Annotated in this window: 21 protein-coding genes; 14 read left to right on the top strand and 7 right to left on the bottom strand. The window is 56.8% G+C overall.

Features of this window, described 5'->3' with window-relative positions:
• The first annotated feature begins 625 nt into the window (after positions 1 to 625).
• The 7 genes from PGS25_RS05780 (at position 626) to tyrS (ending at position 8293) form a co-directional block, all read left to right on the top strand.
• On the top strand, positions 626 to 1210 hold the full coding sequence (locus PGS25_RS05780) for a hypothetical protein (RefSeq protein WP_202183305.1): 585 nt from the start codon (positions 626 to 628) through the stop codon (positions 1208 to 1210).
• Positions 1211 to 1255: 45 nt separating this feature from the next.
• Positions 1256 to 3133: a 1-deoxy-D-xylulose-5-phosphate synthase gene (gene dxs / locus PGS25_RS05775; RefSeq protein WP_270417962.1), complete on the top strand. Its 1878-nt coding sequence runs from the start codon at positions 1256 to 1258 to the stop codon at positions 3131 to 3133.
• Positions 3108 to 3929: a TlyA family RNA methyltransferase gene (locus tag PGS25_RS05770; protein ID WP_442865241.1), complete on the top strand. Its 822-nt coding sequence runs from the start codon at positions 3108 to 3110 to the stop codon at positions 3927 to 3929. Before dxs ends, PGS25_RS05770 begins: the two co-directional genes overlap by 26 nt.
• The gene (locus PGS25_RS05765) at positions 3926 to 4777 is read left to right on the top strand and encodes an NAD(+)/NADH kinase (protein ID WP_118285992.1); all 852 of its coding nucleotides are present in this window, start codon (positions 3926 to 3928) and stop codon (positions 4775 to 4777) included. Before PGS25_RS05770 ends, PGS25_RS05765 begins: the two co-directional genes overlap by 4 nt.
• Positions 4778 to 4810: 33 nt before the next feature.
• Positions 4811 to 5266, top strand: a complete 456-nt coding sequence (locus PGS25_RS05760) for an arginine repressor (protein ID WP_118761548.1) — start codon at positions 4811 to 4813, stop codon at positions 5264 to 5266.
• 18 nt (positions 5267 to 5284) lie between these two features.
• Positions 5285 to 6964 (top strand): DNA repair protein RecN, encoded by a 1680-nt coding sequence (recN, locus tag PGS25_RS05755; RefSeq protein WP_270417960.1) that lies wholly within the window; start codon positions 5285 to 5287, stop codon positions 6962 to 6964.
• A 105-nt stretch (positions 6965 to 7069) separates the two neighbouring features.
• Positions 7070 to 8293, top strand: a complete 1224-nt coding sequence (gene tyrS / locus PGS25_RS05750; RefSeq protein WP_118729803.1) for a tyrosine--tRNA ligase — start codon at positions 7070 to 7072, stop codon at positions 8291 to 8293.
• Between the two features lie 83 nt (positions 8294 to 8376).
• On the opposite strand, the gene PGS25_RS05745 is transcribed toward tyrS, so the two are convergent.
• Positions 8377 to 9291 carry an AEC family transporter gene (locus PGS25_RS05745; RefSeq protein WP_270417959.1) on the bottom strand — a complete coding sequence of 305 codons (915 nt, stop codon included), beginning with the start codon at positions 9289 to 9291 and terminating at the stop codon, positions 8377 to 8379.
• 43 nt (positions 9292 to 9334) lie between these two features.
• Between PGS25_RS05745 and PGS25_RS05740 the strand changes: the two genes are divergently transcribed.
• Complete coding sequence (locus PGS25_RS05740) at positions 9335 to 10189, top strand: LysR family transcriptional regulator (RefSeq protein ID WP_270417958.1); 855 nt, start codon at positions 9335 to 9337, stop codon at positions 10187 to 10189.
• A 12-nt stretch (positions 10190 to 10201) separates the two neighbouring features.
• Here the strand turns inward: PGS25_RS05740 and PGS25_RS05735 are convergent, their stop codons facing one another.
• On the bottom strand, positions 10202 to 11200 hold the full coding sequence (locus PGS25_RS05735) for a D-isomer specific 2-hydroxyacid dehydrogenase family protein (protein ID WP_270417957.1): 999 nt from the start codon (positions 11198 to 11200) through the stop codon (positions 10202 to 10204).
• Positions 11201 to 11205: 5 nt separating this feature from the next.
• Positions 11206 to 12399, bottom strand: a complete 1194-nt coding sequence (locus tag PGS25_RS05730; protein WP_270417956.1) for an aminotransferase-like domain-containing protein — start codon at positions 12397 to 12399, stop codon at positions 11206 to 11208.
• Between the two features lie 242 nt (positions 12400 to 12641).
• Here PGS25_RS05730 and PGS25_RS05725 point away from each other — a divergent pair, with 242 nt between their 5' ends.
• Both PGS25_RS05725 and PGS25_RS05720 read left to right on the top strand, forming a co-directional pair.
• Positions 12642 to 15209, top strand: a complete 2568-nt coding sequence (locus PGS25_RS05725) for a translation factor GTPase family protein (protein WP_118729830.1) — start codon at positions 12642 to 12644, stop codon at positions 15207 to 15209.
• A gap of 70 nt (positions 15210 to 15279) precedes the next feature.
• Positions 15280 to 15705, top strand: a complete 426-nt coding sequence (locus PGS25_RS05720; RefSeq protein WP_270417955.1) for an RrF2 family transcriptional regulator — start codon at positions 15280 to 15282, stop codon at positions 15703 to 15705.
• Positions 15706 to 15921: 216 nt separating this feature from the next.
• Here PGS25_RS05720 and PGS25_RS05715 read toward each other — a convergent pair whose 3' ends face one another.
• From PGS25_RS05715 to PGS25_RS05705, 3 genes are all read right to left on the bottom strand, one after another.
• On the bottom strand, positions 15922 to 17340 hold the full coding sequence (locus tag PGS25_RS05715) for a lipopolysaccharide biosynthesis protein (RefSeq protein WP_270417954.1): 1419 nt from the start codon (positions 17338 to 17340) through the stop codon (positions 15922 to 15924).
• Positions 17337 to 17912 carry a phosphatase PAP2 family protein gene (locus PGS25_RS05710; RefSeq protein WP_118359676.1) on the bottom strand — a complete coding sequence of 192 codons (576 nt, stop codon included), beginning with the start codon at positions 17910 to 17912 and terminating at the stop codon, positions 17337 to 17339. The genes PGS25_RS05715 and PGS25_RS05710 overlap by 4 nt, the downstream gene beginning before the upstream one ends.
• Before the next feature lie 75 nt (positions 17913 to 17987).
• Positions 17988 to 19175, bottom strand: a complete 1188-nt coding sequence (locus tag PGS25_RS05705; RefSeq protein WP_199720398.1) for a cation:dicarboxylate symporter family transporter — start codon at positions 19173 to 19175, stop codon at positions 17988 to 17990.
• Positions 19176 to 19414: 239 nt separating this feature from the next.
• Here PGS25_RS05705 and PGS25_RS05700 point away from each other — a divergent pair, with 239 nt between their 5' ends.
• From PGS25_RS05700 to PGS25_RS05685, 4 genes are all read left to right on the top strand, one after another.
• Complete coding sequence (locus PGS25_RS05700; RefSeq protein WP_270417953.1) at positions 19415 to 21049, top strand: VanW family protein; 1635 nt, start codon at positions 19415 to 19417, stop codon at positions 21047 to 21049.
• A 20-nt stretch (positions 21050 to 21069) separates the two neighbouring features.
• Positions 21070 to 22002, top strand: a complete 933-nt coding sequence (locus tag PGS25_RS05695; RefSeq protein WP_270417952.1) for a DUF975 family protein — start codon at positions 21070 to 21072, stop codon at positions 22000 to 22002.
• Between the two features lie 181 nt (positions 22003 to 22183).
• Positions 22184 to 23056 carry a mechanosensitive ion channel family protein gene (locus PGS25_RS05690; RefSeq protein ID WP_270417951.1) on the top strand — a complete coding sequence of 291 codons (873 nt, stop codon included), beginning with the start codon at positions 22184 to 22186 and terminating at the stop codon, positions 23054 to 23056.
• 141 nt (positions 23057 to 23197) lie between these two features.
• Complete coding sequence (locus tag PGS25_RS05685) at positions 23198 to 24355, top strand: Gfo/Idh/MocA family protein (RefSeq protein ID WP_110436725.1); 1158 nt, start codon at positions 23198 to 23200, stop codon at positions 24353 to 24355.
• Between the two features lie 82 nt (positions 24356 to 24437).
• Here PGS25_RS05685 and PGS25_RS05680 read toward each other — a convergent pair whose 3' ends face one another.
• Entirely contained in the window at positions 24438 to 25595 is a 1158-nt protein-coding gene (locus tag PGS25_RS05680; protein WP_270417950.1) for an alginate O-acetyltransferase AlgX-related protein, read from the bottom strand.
• Between the last annotated feature and the right edge of the window lie 4 nt (positions 25596 to 25599).

The following is a 25599-nucleotide window of genomic DNA, read 5'->3' as shown; positions in this document are numbered from 1 at the left end:
CTCCTGCCGTGGAGACCCGTGACTGTCGGATGCCTATAGCATTTCACAAGAGATTGATGGACGTCCAACGGCACGGGATGAAACCTGCAATGCGGTGCAGCGGAAGTTACAAAGGATTGATCACCGACGTAAGGACCAAAGTGCTGTGTGCAGTGTAGCCTGCCTTGAGTGGCCATGGTGAATAAGGTATCCGCCTGCGGTTTCCCGGCCAGGAATGCCGCGGGAATTGACTTTTGAAACCATGTCTGCAAAAGAGGCTAAGAATCGTTTTGACTGTAGTGGAAATCACCTAGGCTATTCTAACGAGGCAGACCGTGGATTGCAGTGCGGACTCAGTGGCAATTCGGTCCCGAACATGGTAACATCTCGGCACGGACTTTAATGGGAAACCCCCTTGACGGCGACGCGAGGCAGTCCGCGGGGAAAACCAACCGAACCTCAAGCCGCAAGATTTACTCGGTCTGCCGTCACTTACCTTAATAAAGAACCCGCGAAAGCGGTTATAAAGGCAACACCGCTATGCGGTATTGTCTATACGTCCCGGCGGCGGAATTTGCGGTTTGCCGCAATTTTCTGCTATTATGGAATAAATCCGGGGTAAAAATCGGTGAAGGAGTTATCTTCAGTGGATACGACCGACAAACAAAAGAAAAAACCGCCGCAAAAGCCCAAGGCTGTTAATACCGCATGGGTCGGCTTGATCACCGTCATCAGCTTTGCGCTGAGCGTTGTCATGTCCTATATCTCGAACGAAGCATTGGCCAGTGCGGGCACGATTCTGTCCTTTGCGGTGCTGCTGCTCTTCATTGCGCTCGGCATTGTGTTTGACATGATCGGCGTAGCATCCACCTCGGCGACCGAGAAGGAATTTCACTCGATGGCGGCCCACCGTGTGCGCGGCGCGCGCGAGGCGGTCTGGATGGTGCGAAACGCAGAGAAGGTTTCCAGCATCTGCAACGATGTGGTGGGCGATATCTGCGGCATTATCTCCGGCGCGACCGGAGCACTCATTGTTGCACATATCACCTCGGGCGTGAGTGCGGGACTCAAGGTTGTGGTATCTCTGCTGATTACCGGTCTGGTTTCGGCACTGACCATCGGCGGCAAGGCAGCCGGCAAGGGCATCGCGGTGATGTGCAGCAGCAAGGTGCTGGCGCTCTGCGGACGCGTGCTGTCCGTTCTGCCGCTCAAGCTTGATAACCGAAAGTAACGATATAAATACAGATAAACTGCCTTTCCAAAGGTGGGGATATTGATGAAGCAGAAACGATACGGAATTTTAGACAATATAAGCAGTCCTGCCGATTTGCGCGGACTGTCGTACGACACACTCGGCGTGCTGTGCGCTGCGCTGCGCGAGTTCATTGTGGACTCGGTGTCGCAGACCGGCGGTCATTTGGCGTCCAATCTGGGCATTGTAGAGCTGGCTGTCGCACTCGAGCGCGAGTTCGACTCCTCACGCGACCGCATCATCTACGATGTAGGTCATCAGTGCTATGTCCACAAGATCCTGACCGGTCGGCGCGATCGCTTTGACACGCTGCGGCAGTATGGCGGCCTGTGCGGCTTTATGAAGCCGGAGGAGAGCATCACCGACCCGTGCATCACGGGACATGCCTCGGATTCGGTTTCGGTGGCGCTCGGCATGGCGCATGCACGCACGATTAAAAACCAGAAATACCACGTTGTCGCGGTCATCGGCGACGGTGCACTGACCGGCGGCATGGCGTATGAGGCGCTGAGCAGCGCCGGCACCTCGCGGGAGCCGCTGCTCGTGGTGCTCAACGACAACAATATGTCAATCGCCAAGAATGTCGGCGGACTTAGCCGCCATTTGTCTCGCCTACGCGTCAGTCCGCAGTATCTGCGTGCGAAAACCCGCATCAAGGAGCGACTCAGCCGCATTCCGGGCGGCGGAACGATCACGCGCGCGGTATCGCGCTTCAAGGCGAAGATCAAGCGGGCTGTCCTGCCGACCTCCCTGTTCGAGCAGATGGGCTTTACCTATCTCGGTCCGGTGGACGGTCATGACATCAAGAGCGTGTGCGAGTTCATCGCACTGGCGAAAAAAATGAAAAAACCGGTTCTGCTGCACGTTATGACACAGAAGGGCAGAGGATATGCCCCGAGTGAGCAGCATCCGGAGAAATACCACGGCGTTTCCAAGTTCGACCGCGTAACAGGCGCACCGCTTGCCGCGAAGAAGGAGGACTTCTCTGCGTTCTTCGGCAAAGAGCTTTGCGCACTCGCCGAGAAGGACAACCGCATTTGCGCGATCACAGCGGCTATGCCGTCCGGCACGGGACTGACCCGCTTTGCGGAGAAATTCCCGGAACGCTTTTTCGATGTCGGCATCGCCGAGGAGCACGCCATCGGTATGGCGGCCGGTATGGCGGCACAGGGACTGGTGCCGATAGCGGCCATTTACTCGACCTTCCTGCAGCGCGCTTATGACCAGATCGTTCACGATATTGCAATCGAAGGTCTGCACGTTGTCCTGTGCGTGGACCGCGCGGGCATTGTCGGCGCGGACGGCGCAACGCATAATGGTGTGCTGGATATCGCGTTCCTGCGGTCTGTCCCGGGCGTGAAGATTTTCTGTCCGTCCGACTTTGCGGAACTCCGAGTCATGCTGTCCCGTGCGATTTACAGGGAGACCGGACCGGTCGCTATCCGTTACCCGCGCGGCAGCGAAGGCGCGTACCGCAGGGAGCTGTCGGCGCAGCCGCTCGTGTGCGTACACGAGCAATCCGGCAGCGAGGTGACGATCGTCACACACGGCATTATGGTCAATCAGGCGATCGACGCCGCGGAAATCCTCATGCACGAGGGCATCCGCGCACAGGTTTACAAGGTAAATGAAATCGGCAGCGGACTGGAACAGGCGTATGCCGAAGAGAAGGAAAAACTTGGCGGCTGGTGTGTCGTAGCGGAGGACGTTGTGCCGAACGGCAGCGTCGGCGAGTGGCTTGCCGCGCACCGCAGCGAGCGTACCGATCTTCTGAACACCGGTAACCGCTTTCTGCCGCACGGCGGCGTAAACGAGCTGTACCGTCACTGCGGCATTGATGCCGAGGGCATTGCGGCATATATCATGAAAAATCGGAATGGGAAGGAGAACAGCGTTGGCTAAGAAGAGACTGGACGTATTGCTGTTTGAAAAGGGTCTTTGCCCCTCGCGAGAGCGTGCAAAGACTGCGATTATGGAGGGAATCGTCTACATTGCAGGCCAGAAGGCGGGCAAAGCAGGCGATATGGTTGACGAAAACGCCGAACTGGAGGTTCGCGGCAACGAGAACGCATTTGTGTCCCGCGGCGGCAAGAAGATCGAGAAGGCGCTCAACTACTTTAACATCGACCCGACCAATCTGGTCGTGATGGACGTTGGTGCATCGACCGGCGGCTTTACCGACTGCCTGCTGCGCCGCGGTGCGCGCAAGGTGTATTCCATCGACGTTGGCTACGGTCAGCTGGCGTGGAGTCTGCGGCAGGATCCGCGTGTCAAGTGCATGGAGCGCACCAATATCCGCTATGTAACGCCGGATATGCTGGAAGAAACGCCGTCGCTGTGCGTCATCGACGTGTCGTTCATTTCTCTCAAGCTGGTACTGCCGGTCGTTTCCAGCCTGCTGACTGAGGACGGCCATGTGGCCAACCTCATCAAGCCGCAGTTTGAGGCCGGCAAGGGCAAGGTCGGCAAAAAGGGCGTTGTCCGTGAGCCGGAGATTCACCTTGAGGTGCTGCAGAATTATGTGGAAAACGCGCATGCGGCAGGCTTTAAGGTGCTTGATGTGACGTTTTCTCCCATCAAGGGCCCAGAGGGCAATATTGAATTTCTCGGCTATCTGGCAAAGCAGGGCGAGGAGCACATTCCGGATCTGGCGGAGGTTGTCCGTCAGGCACATGAGGAGCTGGACGCAAAGGCATGATGAAGAACATTTTCATCTATCCCAATCTGCGCAAGGACAGCGCGCGCGATATCCTGCAGCCGGTGTGTGATCAGCTGCGGCGTGACGGTGTGCGGCTTATGCTGCCCAAGCAGATGCGGGTCGTGCCGCCCATCATTGAGGACGCGGATTACATGAAAACCGAGGACGCCGTGCAGTTTGCGGATATGGCGGTCGTGCTTGGCGGAGACGGAACCATGCTCCGTCTGGCACGAGAGGCGGCACAGAATCAGCTGCCGCTGCTCGGCATCAACGTGGGTCATGTCGGGTTTATGACCGAGCTGGAACCGGCTGAGCTGCCCGAAATGGAAAAGCTGTTTACCGGTGAATTTTCGCTGGACAGCCGTATGATGCTGCACGTTGCCGTGCAGCGCGGCGGGCGTATCGTGTACGAGAATGACGCGCTCAACGATATTGTTATCGCAAAGGGCACCGCGTTCCGCGTGGTGCGCGTTGGTATTTCGGCAGACAACGAGGAGGTCACCCGCTTTAACGGCGACGGCGTTATTGCAGCCACGCCGACCGGTTCGACCGCCTACGGTCTGTCGGCAGGCGGCCCGGTCATTGAGCCGAGCGCGGAGAACATCGCTGTTATTCCCATCTGTGCGCACGCACTGGCGGCAAAGTCGTTCGTGTTTGCGCCCGAGCGCAGCGTATCCATCACCGCAGCCTGTGAGGGCGGCAGTGAGGTGTTCATTTCGGCAGACGGCGGACAGGGCTTTGCCGTGCGGCCGGATGATCGGGTCATTATCACCCGTTCCGACCTGCAGACGCGGCTGATTCGTCTGAAAGGCAATAGTTTTTATCGAATTTTACAGCAGAAGCTGTGAGCGGCGCTGCTATAAGAGAGGAAAACGCGAACGATGAAGTTTCAACGACAGGCAAAAATCCTCGATCTCATCGACCGGTTTGAGATTGAAACGCAGGAGGATTTGACCGCACATCTGCGGGCACTCGGCTACAACACCACACAGGCGACCATTTCGCGCGATATCAAGGAGCTGCGGCTTATCAAGACGCTCTCCTCGGAGACCGGTAAGTACAAGTATACCTCCTCGAACGCCGGTGCGGCGGATAGCTTCACTACGCGTCTGCGCAACATTTTCCGTGAATGCGTCACGGATATTGATGCGGCGCAGAACATGGTCGTCATTAAAACACTGCCCGGTCTGGGTCAGGCGGCGGCAATGGCGATTGATGCCATGCGCGCACCCGATGTGGTCGGCACGCTTGGCGGCGACGATACCGTATTCGCCGTTATGCGCGATAACGACAGCGCGCAAAAGTTCTGCGAACAGGCAAGAGACATTCTAAAGTAAGCGAGGGATAAGGCGGCAATGCTGCAATTACTCCACATTGAAAATATAGCGGTCATCGAACGTGCAGACATCGAACTCGATAAGGGTCTGACCGTGCTTTCCGGCGAGACCGGCGCAGGCAAGAGTATCGTTATTGATTCGATCGGTGCGCTGCTCGGCAAGCGCGTCAGCCGCGATCTGGTGCGCTCGGGTGCGCAGAAGGGCTTTGTCAGCGCGGTGTTCACCGATCTGCCGCGTGCTCTGCGCGAACTGCTTGACGAGCTTGCGCTTTCCGGTGACGAGCCGGACACGCTGTACGTTCAGCGGCAGATTTCCGCGGACGGCAAGAGCACCTGCCGCGTGAATATGAAGCCGGCCAGTGCGGCTGTCCTGCGGCAGCTGGCGCCGTATCTGATCGACATTCACGGCCAGAATGACGGTCAGAAGCTGCTCGATGAAGCGCATCACATCGAATATCTGGACGGCTACGCAGGCTGTGCCGAGATACTCGAGCGATACCGCCCGAAATATCAGGCGCTGGTGACACTACGGCGGGAAATTACTGCGTTGGAGACCGGCGAGCAGGAACGCCTGCAGCGCATCGATATGCTGACTTTCCACAAGGAGGAAATCGAGCAGGCGGCACTTAAACCCGATGAGGATGAGGCGCTTGCACAGCGCAAGGCGTATTTCGATCACGCGGGCAAGATTGCGGGCGCACTCGAGCAGGCGCGTATGGCGCTCTCGGGTGACGATGAAATTGCGGGTGCGTGTGAATTGCTCGATCAGGCGGCAAACGCCATCGAGAGCCTGCGCGAAGTGTCGGACGCCTTCGACGGCATGGCCGAGCAGGCCGAGGAAGTGCGCCTGCTGGCGGCAGATTTGCGCGACAGCGTGGCAAGTCAGGGGGACAATCTGGACTTTTCTCCGGCGGAGCGCGAGATGGTCGAGCAGCGCCTGGACGAAATCTACCGTCTGAAGCAGAAATACGGCGGTACGATTCCGGAAATCCTCGCGTATCTCGAGAAGATAACCGCCGAACTGGATACACTCGAGAATGCGGACGACCGCAGGGAAGAACTGCGGGAGCAGTACCGTGGTATGCTTGCGGAAGCCAAGGGCATCGCGGCGGAACTCACCGAACAGCGCCGCAAGGCCGCAAAGCAGCTGGAGAGCGAAATCGTGCGCGAGCTGAGTGAACTGGACATGGACAAGGTGAAAATGCGGGTTGCGGTCCGTACCGGAACTAAGCTGTCCGCGCACGGCTGCGACATCGTGACGTTTGAGATTTCGGTCAATCCGGGTGAGCCGGAAAAGCCGCTCTCCAAGGTGGCCTCCGGCGGCGAGCTGAGCCGCATCATGCTGGCGCTCAAAAACGTATTGACAGCGGGCGAAGATGTTGGTATGCTGATTTTCGACGAGATCGACACCGGCGTTTCCGGCCATGCGGCTCAGCAGATCGGCCGCAAGCTGTCCGCGATTGCGAAAAAGAAGCAGACACTGTGCGTTACCCATCTGCCGCAGATTGCCGCTATGGGCGACCACCACCTGCGTATTTCCAAATCTGTGCGTGACGGCCGCAGTTACACCGATGTCAGCCCGATGGACAGAGCACACCGCGTAGACGAAATTGCACGTCTGCTCTCCGGCGAGGAAATCTCGGATGCAGCACGCCGCAATGCAGAGGAACTGCTCGATGCGGCCGGACAGGGGGCGTGAACCCGTGGTAATCATAGATGAACGCAGAAAAGAGCGTGCTCCATAACGGTATTCGGACTCTTTTATCATAGAATGCAAACAAATTGAAATACAGGAGACAGAATAATGCAGCTTTACGACGAACTGAAAGCGCGCGGTCTGATCGCGCAGGTAACGAACGAAAAAGAGATCAGCGAGATGATCAACAACGGCAAGGCAACCTTCTACATCGGCTTCGATCCGACCGCGGACAGCCTGCATGTTGGCCACTTTATGGCGCTCTGCCTGATGAAGCGCATGCAGATGGCAGGCAACAAGCCGATTGCGCTGATCGGCGGCGGCACCGCTATGATCGGCGATCCGTCCGGTCGTACCGATATGCGCTCGATGATGACCGTCGAGACCATCCAGCACAACTGTGACTGCTTTAAGAAGCAGATGGAGCGCTTCATCGAATTCGGTGAGGGCAAGGCGCAGATGGTAAATAACGCCGACTGGCTGATGAACCTCAACTACATCGAGTTTATCCGCGACATCGGCTCGTGCTTCTCGGTTAACAATATGCTCCGTGCCGAGTGCTTCAAGCAGCGCATGGAGAAGGGTCTGAGCTTCCTCGAGTTCAACTACATGCCGATGCAGTCCTACGACTTCTACTACCTGTTCAAGAACTACGGCTGCAACATGCAGTTCGGCGGCAACGACCAGTGGAGCAACATGCTCGGCGGCACCGAGCTGATCCGCCGCAAGCTGGGCAAGGACGCGCACGCGATGACCATCACTCTGCTGCTCAACTCCGAGGGCAAGAAGATGGGCAAGACCGCTTCCGGCGCCGTTTGGCTCGATCCGAACAAGACTTCTCCTTACGATTTCTACCAGTACTGGCGCAATGTCGATGATGCAGACGTGCTCAAGTGCATCCGTATGCTGACCTTCCTGCCGCTTGAGGAGATCGAGGCGATGGATAACTGGGAAGGCGCACAGCTGAACAAGGCAAAGGAAATCCTCGCATACGAGCTGACCGCTCTGGTACACGGCAAGGAGGAGGCCGAAAAGGCACAGACCGCCGCCAAGGAGATCTTCGTTTCCGGCGGTGCGGCTGCCAACATGCCGACCACCACGCTGACCGATGCGGACTTCACTGACGGCCAGATCGGTGTGCTGACGCTGCTCGTCAAGTGCGGCCTTGCAGCCTCCAACGGTGAGGCGCGCAAGCTGGTGCAGGGCGGCGGCGTTTCGCTGGACGGTGAGAAGGTCGCGGACTTCAAGCAGCAGCTGACCAAGGACTTCTTTAACGAGGAGTGCATGATCAAGAAGGGCAAAAAGACTTTCCATAAGGTTGTTCTGGGATAACGTCTGTCGCGGAACGACATTGTCAAGAAGACGCAAAGAAGCGGCACAGACCGATCGGTCTGCGCCGCTTTTGTTATCTGGTTTTAGGAAAGAAAACGTTCAGCCACCAGCATTACCAGCGGCAGCGTTGCCACGGACAGAATGGTGGACAGGCATACATACGACACCGCCTGCCGGTAGTCCTGATCGAACTTCTGCGCAAAGATGGCTGTGCTGCTGGCAACCGGCGTTGCCGCTGCGATCAGCGTAATCAGCGTGATCTCGCCGCGGGCAAAGGGGAACAGCAGGAAGATGAGCACCGTCACCGCCGGAACGACAAGCAGGCGCACGGCAGAGACAACGTACAGCCTTGCACTCGCGAACAGGTCGCGCAGGCGCACCTTGGACAGATAGAAACCGAGAATAATCATCGCCAGAGCAGTATTGGCATCCGCGATGTAGCCGATCGTGCCGGTGACGACCGAGGGCAGCGTCGGCTGAGCCACAAACAGGATGAGACCGATCACCATGGAGATGAAAACCGGATTGACGAACACCATTTTCAGATTGATGGTTTCCTTTTTGCCTGATATAATAACAATACCGTACGTCCACTGCAGCAGATTGACAAGCGTGCTGTACGAGACAACGTAGAACGCCGCCTCCGCGCCAAACACGGCTGTGACGAGCGGAATACCGATGAAGCCGGCGTTGCCGAACGTGACCGCAAAGTTTTCAATCCGGTGCCGGGTGCCGCAGGTGAGGTACGCCACGCCGATGGACGCGACAAACGCGATCACCGCGATAACAGCCGAAATGCCCATGGCACGCAGCTTGTCCACGCTGAACTCGGACATATAGCTGCGCAGGATGACGCACGGAATGACTGCGTAAAGCAGCACGTTGGACAGATCACGGCTGCCCTGTTCGGTTATCATGCCGCGGCGGGAGAGGAGCAGACCGAGCATCATCAAAAGAAACATGATGATCGTCTGCTGAAGCAGAATTTGAGTAATCATAAGGGAAATTTTCCTGTACTTTCATAGAATGGAGGGGAATGCGATGGAATTATACCAGCTTCGACAGTTTGCCGCCGTAGCAAAATACGAAAATATGACGCGCGCCGCCGAGAGCCTGAACGTGGCACAGCCCGCTGTATCCAAAACCATACGGAATCTGGAAAGCGAGCTGGGAGCCGAGTTATTCGAGCGAACGGGAAAGGGATTGCGCCGCACCGAGCAGGGAGATATCCTGCTGCGGTACGCACGGACGATACTGGAAGCCGAGCGCGACGCACGCGGCGAAATTGAGGAGAGTCTGCACCGGACAGGTGGTCTGTGCATCTGTGCGCTGTCGTGCGCGGAGCGTATCAGCGAGATACTCGCGGGTTTTTCCGCCGAGTACGGCAATCTGGATCTGCGCATCAGCAGTACGCCCGAGGGCAGCGATCTGCTGCTCGATTCCGCGGTATCGCGGGACGAGGTGCCTGCAGGCGCCGTCCTGCTGTACGATGAGGAGATGTGCGTGGCTGTGCCCGAGGGACACCGGTATGCCAATCGGGAAAGCGTATCGCTGACAGAACTTGCCGACGACCCGTTTATCGCGCTGAGCAATTCGCAGTCGTTCCGGCAGATTTCCGAGCATATTTTTCGGTCAGCCGGTGTGGAGATGCACGCCGCTATCGAGTGCGACAGTGCGGCGCTGCAGATCCGTCTGCTGTCGTGCGGCATGGGTGTTGCACTGGTCGCGTCCGGCGAGTGGCGGCAGGTCTGCGAGGACGCAGGCGTGCGCCTGCTGCACATCAGGGACGCACAGTGCCGCCGGTATATCTATGTGCAGACGCTCGGACGGTTCCGCACGCAGAGCATTCGCGCGTTTACTGCGTATTTGGAGCGGTATTTTGCGCAGATGGCGTAAATCCGCGACAGGTCATGCGGCATGTACCTCGAGAGGAACTTTTTCACCGAGTTCAAACTGATGCAGGCTTTCGAGCGAGCACTGAACCATATCGAACACCGCCTGATCGGTGAAGAACGCAACATGCGGGGTAACGATAGTGTTCTGGAAGGATTTCAGGATGATGTAATCGTGGTTGGTGACACGGCTGTTGTAATTGTGATCGACGCGGATCACGTTATCCTCACCCTCAAAGCAGTCCACGCCGACCGAGCCTACACGGCCGGACTCAATGCCGTCGATCAGAGCACGGGTGTCGATCAGCGCGCCGCGTGCGCAGTTGATGATGACAACACCCGGCTTCATCTGCTGAATAGCATCGGTGTTGATCATGTGGTAGGTGCTGTCGTTGAGGAAGGTGTGCAGCGTGATGACATCGGACTGCGCATACAGCGATTCGAGCGAAACGTACTCCACGCCCATCTGCTTCATTTCTTCGGACGGGTACGGGTCATGCGCGATAATGCGGCAGCCAAAGCCGGACAGATTGTGAATGACGGCCTTGCCGATACGACCGGTGCCGATGACGCCGACGGTCAGGTTCTGCATCTCCATGCCGCGGGCCGCACCGGATGCGCCGAGCGAGTAGTCTGCGGTGTGCGAGCGGAACATGATGTAGCCGGCCTTGCGGATGCACATCAGCATGAGCATGACCGTGTAGTTGGAAACCGCATACGGCGAATATCCGGCGTGGGATACGCGGATGCCGAGACGCTCTGCAGCTTTCAGGTCTACATTATCGTAGCCGATAGTGCGCAGGGCCACGTAGCGGACACCGTTCTCGGCCAGCTTTTCCAGAATCGGCGCAGGCAGGTCGCAGGTGCAGGAAATGCCGTCGTAGCCGCGGGTCAGCGCAACATTATCGAGGGTCAGCGTGTCCTTCTGCAGCGTAAGATCCATATTAAGCGACTGACTGAAGTGATCGAAAAACGCGCGTTCGTCCGGACGGGCGTTGAATGCCATAACTTTCATTTTTATTACTCCTTGATCCATTCGTGGGTGAGCTTGCCGAGAATTTCGATGCCCTTGACGATCTGCTCGTCGGTCGGGGTAGAATAGTTGAGGCGGAAGGCGTTGGACACCTGCTTTTCGTCTGCAAGGAACGCCGAGCCGGGCACGCACAGCACACCGCGCTGAATCGCCTCGCGGACAAACGGCTGCGAATCCATGCCGTCCGGCAGGAAGGCCATGGCGAACAGGCCGCCTTCCGGCTGCGAAAACGTGACCGCCGGATGGAAGGTGCGGCGCATGGTATCGAGCATGAGATTGCACTTAGCGCGGTATACGTCACGCGCTTTGTCGAGGTGCACGGCAAAATCGTACTTGGTCATGTACTCGTTGCAGACATACTGGAACAGCACATTGGAGTGCACATCGGTGGTCTGCTTGGCGATGGTCAGCGGCATGGTGAGCGACTTGTTGAACACAAGGAAGCCCAGACGGAACGCAGGAGCCATAACCTTGGAAAAGCTGCCTGCATACAGGACGCGGCCTTCGGTGTCCATCGACTTGATGGTCGGCACATCCTCGCCGGAGAAGCGCAGCTCGCCGTACGGGTTGTCCTCGAGGATGGCAATGTCGTATTCGCACGCCAGCTCATACACCTTTTTGCGCTTTTCGAGCGTAGTCGTGATGCCGGACGGGTTCTGGAAGGACGGAATCGTGTACAGCAGCTTGGCCTCGGGGTGCGCCTTGAGGGCGGCCTCGAGCGCATCCGTATCCATGCCGTCCTGCTGCATCGGAATGCCGATCAGCTTGGCGCCATACGAGCGGAATGTGTTCAGGCAGCCGACAAAGGCAGGGTCCTCGGTCAGGATGACATCGCCCTCGTTTACCAGAACCTTGGTGGTCAGGTCGGCGCACTGCTGACCGCCGGACAGGATGAACAGCTCATTTTCCTCAAAATCGAAACCCTGTGTGCGGGTGAGGTAGTCCTTCATGGTCTCACGCAGCGGCATGTAGCCCTCGGACAGACCGTACTGCAGAACAGAGACCGGTGCGTTCTTCATGACGTCCGCGATGATGTCCGCAATCTCGGGCACCGGGAAGGTCTCTGCGGACGGGTTGCCACCGCCGAACGAGATCATGTTCGGGTCCGCGCCCAGCTTGAACAGCTCGCGGATGGCCGAGCCGTGCACATCGCTCATACGGTTGGAAATTTCATACTGCATATCTATCGCTCCTGTTAAGATTTGGAATGCAAGAAAACAAAAAGGTGCTGAAACCCCTTAGTCGGTAGGTTTCAGCGCCTTTGCTGATGGTTCTATTGTAAACCTGCACAAGAAATTTGTCCAATATCTGTTGTTTATGACGATATAACGGGAAAGAATACATGCTATGCCTTGAAGAATCACGCAAAACCTGCGATAATAGTAGGAGTTAGAATCACTCGAACATGAAAGCGAATTTTGCTATGAAACATATCTGTATTGGCATCACGGCGCACGTTGATGCCGGAAAAACCACTCTGTCGGAAGCCATGCTGTATCAGGCGGGTGCGCTGAAAAAATTAGGCCGTGTGGACCATCAGGATGCGTTCCTCGATACGTTTGCGCTCGAGCGCGCGCGCGGCATCACAATTTTCTCCAAGCAGGCGGAGTTCTCTCTGCCGCACACCGAGGTGACACTGTTGGACACGCCCGGTCACGTTGACTTTTCGGCGGAGATGGAGCGCACACTGCAGGTGCTCGACTGTGCGGTGCTGGTCATCAGCGGCACGGACGGCGTGCAGGCGCATACGGAAACGCTGTGGCGGCTGCTGACGCGGCAGGGAATCCCGACGTTTCTGTTCATCAACAAGATGGATTTGGACGGCGCAGACCGAAATGCACTCCTGCAGGAGCTGAAATCGCGGCTGGACAGCGGCTGTGTGGACTTCACTTCGACGGACACAATGGCGGAGGAGCTTGCCGTGTGCGATGAAGGTCTGCTCGAGCAGTACCTCGAGACAGGAATGGTGGACGACAGCCAGATCGCGCAGCTGGTTGCGGAACGAAAAGCGTTCCCGTGCTATTTCGGCTCGGCGCTCAAACTGGACGGCGTGGACGCGCTGCTGGATGGTCTGGAACGCTATCTTCCTGCACCGCAGTACGGCGCGGACTTCGGTGCGCGCGTGTTCAAAATCGCGCGTGACGCACAGGGCAACCGCCTGTCATATCTCAAAATCACCGGCGGTGCGCTGTCCGTGCGTGAGCAGCTTTCGGGCGGCGAGGACGGCGGATGGCAGGAAAAAGTGAGCGGCATCCGCATCTACTCGGGTGAAAAATTCCGCACGGCTGAGCGCGTCGAGAGCGGCATGGTCTGTGCGGTGACAGGACTCACGCACACGCGTCCGGGTATGGGTCTTGGCGCGGAAGCCGGTGCGCTGCCGCCGGTGCTCGAGCCGGTTCTCGGCTATCGCGTGTGCCTGCCGGAAGGGTGCGACGCACATGTCATGCTGCGCAACCTGCGCCAGCTTGAGGAGGAGGACCCGCAGCTTCGGGTGGTGTGGAACGAACGGCTTGGTGAGATACATCTGCAGCTGATGGGGGAGGTGCAGCTGGAAATCCTCACCAGCGTTATCGCGGAACGCTTCGGCGTGGATGTGACCTTTGATGAGGGCAGCATCGTCTACCGCGAGACCATCACCGAGCCGGTAATCGGCATCGGCCATTTCGAGCCGCTGCGGCATTACGCCGAGGTGCATCTGCTGCTTGAACCGGCAGAGCGCGGCAGCGGCATTCAGCTGTCAACGGCGTGTCCGACCGATGTGCTCGACCTGAACTGGCAGCGCCTGATTCTGACACACTTGGCGGAAAAACCGCATTTAGGCGTGCTGACCGGTGCACCCATCACGGATGTGAAGATAACCATCCTTGCAGGACGCGCACACGTCAAGCACACGGAAGGCGGCGACTTCCGTGAGGCAACCTACCGTGCCGTCCGCAACGGCCTTATGCGCACGGAAAGCCTGCTGCTTGAGCCGTATTATGCATTTCGGCTGGAGCTGCCGGACGAGTGCGTCGGACGCGCCATGACCGACATTCAGCGAATGAACGGCACGTTCGAGCCGCCCGAGCAGGGTGCTCACGGCTCGATTCTGACCGGAACGGCGCCGGTTTCCACCATGCGCAACTACTGGACCGAGGTTGCCGCGTACACCAAGGGACGCGGTCGGCTGTCGTGCACGCCGAACGGCTATGCGCCCTGCCACAACGCGGAGGAAGTCATCTCGGCAGCTGCCTACGACCCGACCGCCGATGTGGAGAATACGCCGGATTCCGTGTTCTGCTCGCACGGTGCAGGCTATGTTGTCAAGTGGAATGAGGTGCCGGAGCACGCGCATATTGATACTTCAAACGTGCTTAAACCTAGGGAAGAAGAGCCGGAACAAGTCCGTCCGGTGCGTTCCTCCGGCACAGGCGGCGGAGACGGCTTCGGCGGCGATGCGGAACTGCGTGCTCTGTTTGAACGCACCTACGGTCCGGTCAAAAACCGCGGCTTTGAAGCCTTCCAGCAGAGCCGTAAAAAGGCCGCGACGCTTGAGCAGCTGTACGTCACCCGCATTCGTGAGGACGATTATCTGCTCGTAGACGGCTACAACATCATCTTCTCGTGGGACGAGCTGCGCGACATTGCCGCCCGTGATGTTAACGCCGCCCGCGAAGCGCTCGTCAACGTGCTGAGCAATTATCAGGGTGTGCGCAGGTGTCATCTTATTCTCGTGTTCGATGCCTATAAGGTCAAAGGCGGCACCGGCTCGATCGAGCAGCGCGGCGGTATCCATATCGTCTACACCAAGGAGGCCGAAACCGCGGATATGTACATTGAGCAGGCGTCCTACGACCTGTCGCGCAAGCACCGTGTTCGTGTGGCTACATCGGACGGCATGGAGCAGATGATCATTCTCGGCCATGGCGCGGAGCGTATCTCTGCGACCGAGCTGCACTGGGAAGTGGAGCAGGCCAATGAGCATATTGAGGCAATTCTGAAAAAATTGTAAACAAAAATCGGTTTGGACTTGAATTCATAGTAAACCTGTGGTATATTAGTAAAAAGGGGAATTTGCAACTATGAAGATTTCAACCAAAGGAAGATATGCGCTTCGTCTGATGATCGACTTGGCGCAGCATGACGCAGGCGGCTACATTCCGCTGCGCGATATTTCCAAGCGACAGCAGATCTCGGCCAAGTATCTGGAGCAGATCGTGGTGCAGCTTTCGCGTGCGGGCTTTGTTATCTCGACGCGAGGCGCACAGGGCGGGTACCAGCTGGCGCGGCATCCTTCGGAGTATACCGTGGGCGATATTCTGCGCATTACCGAAGGCTCTCTTGCACCGGTGGCTTGTTTGGAGCATGAGCTAGTGGATTGTCCTCGTGTAGATGAATGCATTACGCTCAGCTTTTGGCGCGGATTGTATGACGCAATCAATAATTATGTTGATTCGGTCACGCTCGAGGATCTTGTCAATAACGGAACGCTTAATTTTTCCATCTAACGCAAAAAGACAGACGATTTTTCGTCTGTCTTTTTTCGTTGAGTAATGGAGCAGTGAGAATGGAGAATGAACGATGCGGTTTTATCTTCTATGTGCGTGCATGTGGTTTACAGGCAGTGCACCGAGTCGGCGCATCCTACAATGTAACGTGATAATGTCGTGTAGACAGCAAAAGAAAAAGGGAACACCCCGCAGGTATTCCCTTTGCATATAAGCTTATGCTCGATGCAGCAGCTTTTTGACACTGAGCAGCATCTCGCGGCTGTTGAGTGCCGCAACCGCGCCGAACAGCGCAATCTGCCAGACGAGCCACAGCGGCGGCTCAAGCAGCATGAGCATGGACTGCACGGTAAGCAGAATCACGGTCAGCGCCAAGCGCGGCACCTTCCAGCGGACCGGCATGAACCGCCGGCTGTCGATCGCACGGTACAGGAACAGAGCCACATAGCTGATGAGCGTTGCCAGCGCTGCACCGGTGCCGCCCATCCGCGGGATGAGCAGGGCGTTCAGACCGATGTTAATGACCGCGGAGAATGCCGTGGACAGGAAGGACGCAACCGTCTTCTTTTCCAGCAGGTACACGCTTTTCTGGAAGCTGGACAGGCAGTTGAAGCCTGCGCCGACCGCCAGAATCGGGATGAACGTCCAGCCGATATAGTAGCTGGGCACGGCAAGCACGGTCATGGCCAGCTTGGCGCACATTACGCCGCCGGACGCGATGATGAACACGATGGACGAGTATGTGTTGCCGACGTTCGAGAAGAACGTGATCTGCTCCTCCTTGGTGTTGTTGTTGACCATGGATATCTGCCATGCATCAACAAAGATGGACGCGACAAGCGCGATCAGTGTCGGCACACGGTAGGCAATCGAGTAGATGGCGCTGACTGCGGTATCCTGCATGGAAGCGAGGAACACCTGATCTGAGAAGCCGATAATATACACGAGAATCGCATCCGGTACGAGCGGCAGCGAGTACGCCAGCATTCCGCGCCACAGGTGTGTGTCCAGACGCTTGAGCTTGACGTACTTCCACAAACCGGCGATAATGAACAGGCAAACCGTGGAAAGCGCGTCCGAGCAGATGATGGAGAACACATAGCCGAGGATGTTCCAGCGGAACACCTTCAGGTAGAGGATGTTCAGCATGATGGTGACGAACGTACGGAAAATGCCGTCAATCGCGTACAGGCGGACGTGTCCGAGCGCGCGGATGAACTGGCTGCACACATTCTGCGTGCACGAGGTCAGAACATACAGGTAGATGATCCACTGATACTCAAGCAGTGAGCCGGTAACACCCGCCGAGGTGTTATAGTGGATGAGATTCAGCAGCGGATGGAACGGCAGTGCGATAATAAAGCCGCACAGCACGGTCACGAGCGCAATGGTAAACACACTGCGCTTGTAATACTTGCGCTCAAGTCCGTAGCGGATGACCGCCTGTCCGATGGACAGCGACACCACCGGATACAGAATACTGGTGGTCTTGATGATCAGGTCAGCGACACCCATTTCATCCTGCGTCATCATGCCGGTGTAGAAACGCAGCATGAGGATGACGAGAATCTTGGAACTGAACGTGCCTATCGCAAAGATAAAGGTATTGCCGAGAAGGCGTTTGTATTGATTCATTTTTTGCCCTTTCTCAGCCGGAGCGTGTGGCACTGGTCGGTAACGCGGTCGGTCAGCCATGCAGCGATAATGCCGCACAGCACGCCGATGACCGCTCCGGCCAGTACGTCGGTCGGGTAATGGACGCTGGCATACAGCCGCGAAAACGCAATGGCTGCCGCCAGCAGAAAGGCCAGAAAACCGGTTTTATGGTGGAAGAAGTACAGCGCCGAAGCTGCCGCAAACGAGCTGAGCGTGTGCCCGGACGGGAACGACCACGGGTCCTCCGGAACGAGCAGCGCCGTCAGGTCGGTATGGGTGACAAATGGACGCGGCCGCATGACAAGGTTCTTGAGGAACACGTTGCCAAGCAGAAAGCCGACGCCGAGCGCGATCAGCATCGCCGCACCGGCGCGGCGTGTTCGCCGGAAGAACAGCAGCAGTACGGCAAGCGTAATCCAGACAGCACCGTAGCTGCCCATCAGGGAGAACACCTTCCAGACTGTGTCGGACAGACCACCGCGCCAGTGCTCCGAGATGTACGCGAGAACGCCGTAGTCAACTGAATGCACAATATCGAGCAGAATATCCATTTACCGGAATCGCCGCCTTTCAGGAGATTGGAAGTTGTTTTATGACCGGGGGATGGTCATAAAACAACTTCCCGGTTATTTTTCGGAAGCAGAACGGTCTACCTTGTCCACGATGAGGGCAATCGCCTGGTCACCGGTGACGTTGGTAGCAGTGCCGAAGCTGTCCTGCGAGAAGTGCAGGGCAATGATAAGCTGCTGCATCGGGTCGGTGAAGCCGAGCATCGAGGTGATCAGGCCGAGTGCCGACATAACACCGCCGCCCGGTACACCCGGAGCCGCAACCATGGTAACGCCCAGCATGAATACAAACGGAGCAAACATGGCAAAGGTCGGGGTTATGCCGCTTGCAAGCATGATGCCCATCGAGCCGAGTACGAGGCAGATGGTATCGCCGTTGAGGTTGATGGTAGCGCACAGCGGAACGACAAAGTCGGCAACGTCGTTATTTATATTGTTATTATATGCACAGTTCAGCGCAATCGGAATAGTCGATGCAGACGACTGGGTGCCGAGTGCGGTAAAGTACGCCGGAGCGGCGTTCTTCATGCTTTTGAAGTGGTTCTTGCGGCAGACAATGCTTGCCAGACCAAACTGAGACAAGATGTACAGCAGCTGCAGCACAATAATGATAGCATACAGGGAAGCGAACATCTTGACGGTAGCCGCCAGACGGCCCTCGGCTGCGATGTTGGCGAACAGACCTGCGATGTGGATCGGGATCAGCGGAATGATAATGCGGCTGAGTACGCCGGTAACGATCTTCTGCAGATCGCGGAAAACGTTCAGCAGGGAATCGCCCTTAAGGTTTGCCATGCCGATGCCGATCACGAACGCGAGCACAAGTGCGGTCATAACGCCGAACACCGGGTCAACCGTGATGGAGAACAGCGGCTCGAAGGCGTTGCTCTCGAGTACATCGCCGGTGATGGGCTGAATGATCCCCGGCAGAACGGCCTTGCCGATGAAGAAGGTCAGCAGGCCGGAAATAACGGTTGTGCCGTAGGCCAGCAGCAGGGTCAGACCGAACAGACGGTTGGCCTTCTTGCCAAGCTCTGCCATGCCGACCGTGATGAACGACAGGATGATCAGCGGGATCATGAATGACAGGAAGGTTGAGAACAGCGAGGTAAAGGTTGCCAGCAGGCGGATGATGGCAACGAAGAACCCAGTGTCCGCGATGCCGAACCACTGTCCGCACATACCGATGAGGATACCGGCGATGATGCCGATAATCAGTCGAATTAACAGTCCTAATTGTTTCACTTGCATTTACTCCTCTTTTTCACAAAAATTTTAGCATACTAATAATACTATAGCAGAAAAGAGCCGTGATAGCAAGTTAAAGCGACAGATTATGACGGCGTACACCGAATTTATCCGAATTTGTGGTTGCTATCATGAATACAGGGCGCTATAATATAAAGGTATACCTGTCGAATAATGGCGGGTGCATCGAGAATCCAAAGCATATTCCAAGCATAGATTAGTTAAGAGGTATACTCATGGCAGATAAAAGCGCAAACAAACCGAAGAAGGGAGCGCATTTGATCAAAAAGCAGGCCAAAAAGCCGGAAAAACCGGCGCAGGTCATCCGGACGGAAGCGAAGCAGCCGAAGAAGAAACGTCGTGTTCCTATCGGTGTAAAGATTGCCGTCGGCGTTGTCATTGCGGCGGCAGCCGGTGCATTCGGCTATGTGTACTGCTACCCGAATGTTTTTCCGGGCGTGACTGTCGGACCGATCGCGGTCGGGGGCATGAACCGCGATGACGCGGCAAACACCATCGAGGACCAGAGTGCGCCGCTGTACGAGGGCAAGAATGTCACGGTGACGATTTACGGCTCCAACTATGATATTCCGGTCGATAAGGTGCTGAAAAGCGTGGACGGCATCCAGTCCGCCGAGAACGCCTATGAAATAGGCCGCACCGGCAATCCGCTCGAGCGCGTGCGCGATATCATCGGCGCAATGCGCGGCCACAGAGAGGCACAGATTGCGGCAACTGTAGATGAGGAAAGTCTGCGCGGCACGCTTAACGAAATCGCGGACACGGCGCTGACCGAACCGGTCAATCCGACCTGGGAGCTGCAGGACAGCAATCTGATCGTGCATTCCGGCAAGCCGGGCGTCAAGTTTGACACGGATGCGGTAGAGCAGGCGCTGACTGATCAGATTCGCCTGATGGACTTTGAGCCGTATGAGGTCTCGACCGATGTGACAGCCGCTCCGGCGATTGACGTTGACAAGATTGCAGCCGACATTATCGGTGACCCGGTCAACGCTACCGTCAGCAAGGAGGACGGCAAGACCATCATCGCCGGCAAGGCAGGCGTGTCGTTCGACACCGATAAGGCCAAGGAGATCATTGGCGATGGCTCGCAAGAGACCTACACCATTCCTGTGACGATCACCCAGCCGTCCATCACGGCAGAGACGCTCAAGGCGAAGCTGTTCCACGATACGCTCGCGCGCACGGCGACCAATCTCGACGAGGGCAACGCACCGCGTACGAACAACATCCGTCTGGCGGCTAAGGCCATCAACGGCACTATCCTCAATCCGGGCGACGAGTTTTCCTATAACGGCACGGTTGGCGAGCGCACAGCCGCACGCGGTTATCAGGAGGCGCATGCCTACTCGGGCGGTAAGATTATTGACGAGTTCGGCGGCGGTGTCTGCCAGCCGTCCTCGACGCTGTACATGGCTGTACTGCGTGCCGATTTGAAGGTGACCGAACGGCATAATCATTCGTTTACCGTGTCCTACACACCGCTCGGCGAGGACGCAACCGTGGATTACGGCAATCTGGATTTCCGGTTCGTCAACAATACGGCGTATCCGGTCAAGATCCTTGCCGAGCAGACCGACGGTCAGATGATCATGACCATTGTCGGCACCAAAACGAGCGACAAGACGGTCACGACCCGCACAGAGGTGCTCGAGACCTACAAGCCGGAGACCGTTACAAAGACGGACAGCTCGATGGAGGCAGGCGAGAGCCGCGTGGAGACCTCGGGCATCACGGGCTACTCGACCAAGACCTACAAGCAGATTACTGAAAATGGCAAGACGACCGAGGTGCTGGCCAACAGCTCCACCTATTCCAAGCGGGATGAGGTCGTGTACGTCGGTGAATAATAAAGAAAACGGAGAATTTTATGAACAATTTTACAGCTGAGACCCGCAGACAGCTTAAGCGGGAGCAGAAGGCGCGTGTAATGGAAAACCTTGGCCGGTGTATCGGCATCCAGCTGATGTACCTCGTGCCGTATGTGCTGCTGATGGTGATCCTGTACGTTTCCGTGTTCGGCAGAGCGTTCGCGCTCATCGCAGGCGGTGTTTCTGCGAATGATTACCAGCTGATGGCGGCACTCTCGCGTGGACTGAATACGGTATGGTTGTGCATTGCGCTTATGCTGGCGATCACGGGTCCCCTGCAGTTCGGCCTCATGCACTTTTACATCGGCCTCGCACACGGCGAGGATGTGACGGTGGGTATGCTCATGTACCCGTTCACCTCGCTGAGAAGCGTCTGGGCGGGCATCCGTATGGTGTTTACGCTGTGGCTGCGCGGCATTATCTGGTCAATCGTGCCGACCGTCATCTATTCGACAATCGTGTTTGCGGCTGCTATGGCTGTCTCGGATACGGCACAGTATCAAGTGATTGCGGGAGCGCTGCAGGTTGTGTACCTGCTGGTGATGATTCCGATTCGCGTTAAGCTGCAGACTTATAACGCAGGCTGGCTCCTGCTCGCGCAGGATGAGAACCGCAGTGCATGGGCAGCTACGCGCGAGGCTTCATGGGCGTTCCGCGGAAATCTGATGAAGCTGTTTGTGTTCGATCTCAGCTTTATCGGCTGGTATGTACTGATCGCCGTTGTTCTGTGGGGATGTATCCTGCTCGGTACGGTCGGCCTGACTGCGATGAGCACCGGCATGGCGATTGCGGTATTCGCGGCGGCTCTGGTGGCGGCGCTATGCCTGACCGCTGTGCTGAACGGTTTTCTTTCGGCGTATATGGAAAGCTCGTTCGTGCGTGTGTATGAGCATCTGACCGAACCGTCGGCAGAGTTTTATCCGGAAGGGTAAGCATCCTGCCGGGCAACCTGCATTCGTGGAGGTTATGCGGTGATAGCATCAGGCAAACGACAGGATATCATTTATGAACGTGTGAAAAGCCTCGGAGATGTATGCTCCGAGGCTTTTCCTATTGTATCGTACCCGCAGATACGCTATAATAAACCTATCTCCGGAAAGAGAGGGAACCCTGATGTTTGAATGGTTTACAGAATTTATGGAATCGCCGATGGGAAAGCTGATTTCCACGGGAATACTGGCCGTGGCGGTGCTGCTCCTGACGCTGGCGGCGGCCGGACTGGTCAATCGGCTGATGAAAAAGCTGGTTGACCGTCACCGGAAAACGAACAGCAGTATTGCGACTGTCTTAGGATTTGTGCGCTACATAGCGGTTGCTGCGGTGTATTTTGCGGGCGGCATGGTCATCGTAGGCGCGATTCCGGTGCTGTCGAGTGCGGTGCGTACTCTGCTGGCGACCGGCGGTGTGATCGCGGTGGTTGCCGGTCTTGCAGCACAGGAAGCCCTCGGCAGCGTGGTCAGCGGCATGATGATCCTCGCATTCAAGCCGTTTAAGATGGGCGATGTCGTGCGCTATGTCGATAATGACATCACCGGCTGCGTTGAGGAGATCACGCTGCACCATACTGCGGTCCGCACGTTCGAGAACAAGCGCGTCATCATCCCAAACAGCAAGATGAACAGTGCCATCATCGAGAACGCCGACTATGCGGACAGCAAGGTCTGCGTGTTCCTGACAGTGGGGATTACCTACGAAAGCGACCTCAAAAAAGCCAAAGAGCTGCTCGCCCGCGAGGTGCGGAAGCAGCCGGCCTTCCTCGATATTCGCACCGAGCAGCAGAAAAAGGACGGCGTGCCCGATGTGCCGGTCGTTGTGCTTGAGCTGGCGGATTCCGCGGTTGTTCTGCGTGCATCGCTGTGGGCGAAGGATAACGCCACCGCATTCGCACTGAAGTGTGCCGTACTCGAGGGCATTAAGCTCACCTATGATGCGGAAGGCATTGATATTGCATATCCGCACATGCAGGTCGTAAAAAGCAAGGAGTGAACAGGCAGGAGTGAGGAGCGGACGATGGTAAACCGCAATCGAAACTCCTGTCTCCTGCCTGTAAGAAATCGCAAGATATTGTAAGACAACCATCCGCATTCCTTTTATAATATGGTCAAAGAGCAAAGGGAGGAACATAAGATGAAGAAATTACGCGTTGGTGTAATCGGCATTGGCGACATCAGCAATGTTTACCTGAACAATCTGAAAAAGTATGACGCAGTCGAGGTGGTGGCGTGTGCCTCACGCGGACTGGAGAAGGCACAGCGAAAGGCGGCAGAGCACGGTATTCCCAAGGCATACGCCTCCGGTATGGAGCTGATCGCTGACCCGGATATTGACATTATCCTCAATCTGACGACGCCGCAGGCACATTATGAGTATAATCTGGCAGCCTTGAAGGCGGGCAAGCATGTCTACACGGAGAAGCCGTTGGCGATGACGTTTGAGCAGGGCAGGGAACTTGTTTCGCTTGCTAAGGAGAAGGGACTGCTGATTGGCTGCGCGCCGGACACCTTCCTCGGCGGTCGCTTGCAGAACATCCGCGAGCTGATCGACAGCGGCAGACTGGGCCGCATCACGGGCGGCGGCGCGTGGTTTGTCGGTCATGGTCACGAGTTCCATCATCCGGCTCCGGCATTCTTCTATCAGCCGGGTGCGGGTCCGCTGTACGATATGGGGCCGTACTACGTCACCGCGCTGCTCAGCCTGCTCGGCCCGGTAAAGCGCGTCTGCGCAATGGCCACCAAGGCAGGGGAGACGCGAACTGTGCCGTCCGGTCCGAGCAAGGGACAGGTGCTGCCGGTGGACGTGGATACTCATATTAACGCGATTCTCGAGTTTGTGTGCGGGGCACAAGTGACGCTGACCTGCAGTTTTGACGTCTGGGATTCCGAGCTGCCGCGTATGGAGATTTACGGTACCGAGGGAACCGTTCTCATTGACGAGAAGGACCCGATTTCCGGTCCCAACCTGTTCGGCGGCGATACGCTCATGCGCACGCCCGACCAGTACCGCTGGGCGGATGCCGAGCGCCGTCCGGAGAACGTAAACGCGCCGTGGCCGGTCGTGCCGAACAGCCATCCGTACAATTCGGTCAGCCATGCCGAGAACCCGCGCGGTATCGGTCTGGTGGATCTCGTCTACGCGCTCGAGGAGGGCCGCAAGCCGCGTGCCTCCGGCGAGATGGCGCTGCATTCGCTTGAGGTGATGGAGTGCATCCTCAAGAGTGCACATGAGCACGTCTTCTGTGAGCCAACGACTACATTTGAGCAGCCGAAGCCGCTTGATTGGCAGTAATTGAAGTAAAAGCCCGAGAAGGATTTTCCGTTCTCAATTGCACCGCATGTCTACCTGAAAAAGACACCCCCGGGTGTCTTTTTTATTCCGCAAGTCCCATCGTGCCGTTGCCTTCGGTGGTGATGCAGGTCAGATCATCGCGGACATACAGCACGACATCAGGCTGATATTTTGCGATATAGTCGAGGATATTCTCTCCGTCATAGTGGCGGTAATCCAGACTGCGCATTTCATCGCACGAGGTATACAGGATACCCTCCAAGGGATTCGTGAACGAATCGCCGACGACAAGCACGCGCGGCAGACCGGGACGGTTTGTCTTGATAATGGTTTCGCCAATGTCGCCGCCCATGTAGTAATCGTACACGTTGTTGAAATTCTCATTGACCACCGTGCCGGAAACCGGCTTGCCGTTATCTTCTCGCGTAAAGGGCACGGGTGTGCCGAGCGTGAAGCGGTACAGCTTGTCATCCGTGGGGTACTCGCCGAGCAGCTTGCGGGAGCGGGAACCGAGAAACGGCCGCTCAATTTGCTCGATGGTCACATCGGTGGTGACAGGTGCGTCTATGCCGAGCGTCTGCAGGTGCTCCATAGTGCACAGATAGGTCTCATACGCGCCGTAAAAGTTGTAGTGATGGTCGGTTTTGCTGTAATATTTCTCCGGATCGGTACAGAGATAGTCCGCCATGTTCAGGCAGTCAATGCCGCGTGCATCCAGTCCGGCGAGGAAGTCCGTGCGCATGGAATCATCCGTGTAGGTGCCGGACGTGAGGTATGACGGATATTTGTACCGCAAAGCACTGCTCTGCTCGGGAATGGACAGATAGACAAACCTTGCACCGACAGTCTCACACACCGTGTTTACCTGCGAGAGCGCATCCAATACGGTCTGCATGTCCTCATGGTTGTAATCGGTGCGCGGCTTGCCGTGATAGGGCAGCAGCGTATCACCCGCGATAACCGTGTTGCTGACGACCGGATTGTGCAGCGCAAGCTCCTTGCGGACGTTCAGCCGCAGCAGCGGAACACGGCAGGCAAAGTGGTCGCTGATATAGGTTTCCACATTGGGAAAAAACGTACCGTCCAGCACGGTATCGACACTCGGCACCGGAAAGACCGCCAGCCTGCGGTTTTCGTAAAACGAGCCTTTTTCCTTCGGACTGAATACGCTGACAGCCGAAAAAACGACCAGCGTACCGCAGAACAGCACGGTTTTGACAATATGCTTTGCGTTTTTCATGTCT

It is taken from the genome of Butyricicoccus sp. AM78-15b2TA, assembly GCF_027665985.1.
In the GTDB taxonomy this organism is placed as follows: domain Bacteria; phylum Bacillota; class Clostridia; order Oscillospirales; family Butyricicoccaceae; genus Agathobaculum; species Agathobaculum butyriciproducens.
The sequence above is the reverse complement of the archived record's forward strand: the minus strand, read 5'-3'. Positions and strand labels throughout refer to the sequence as shown.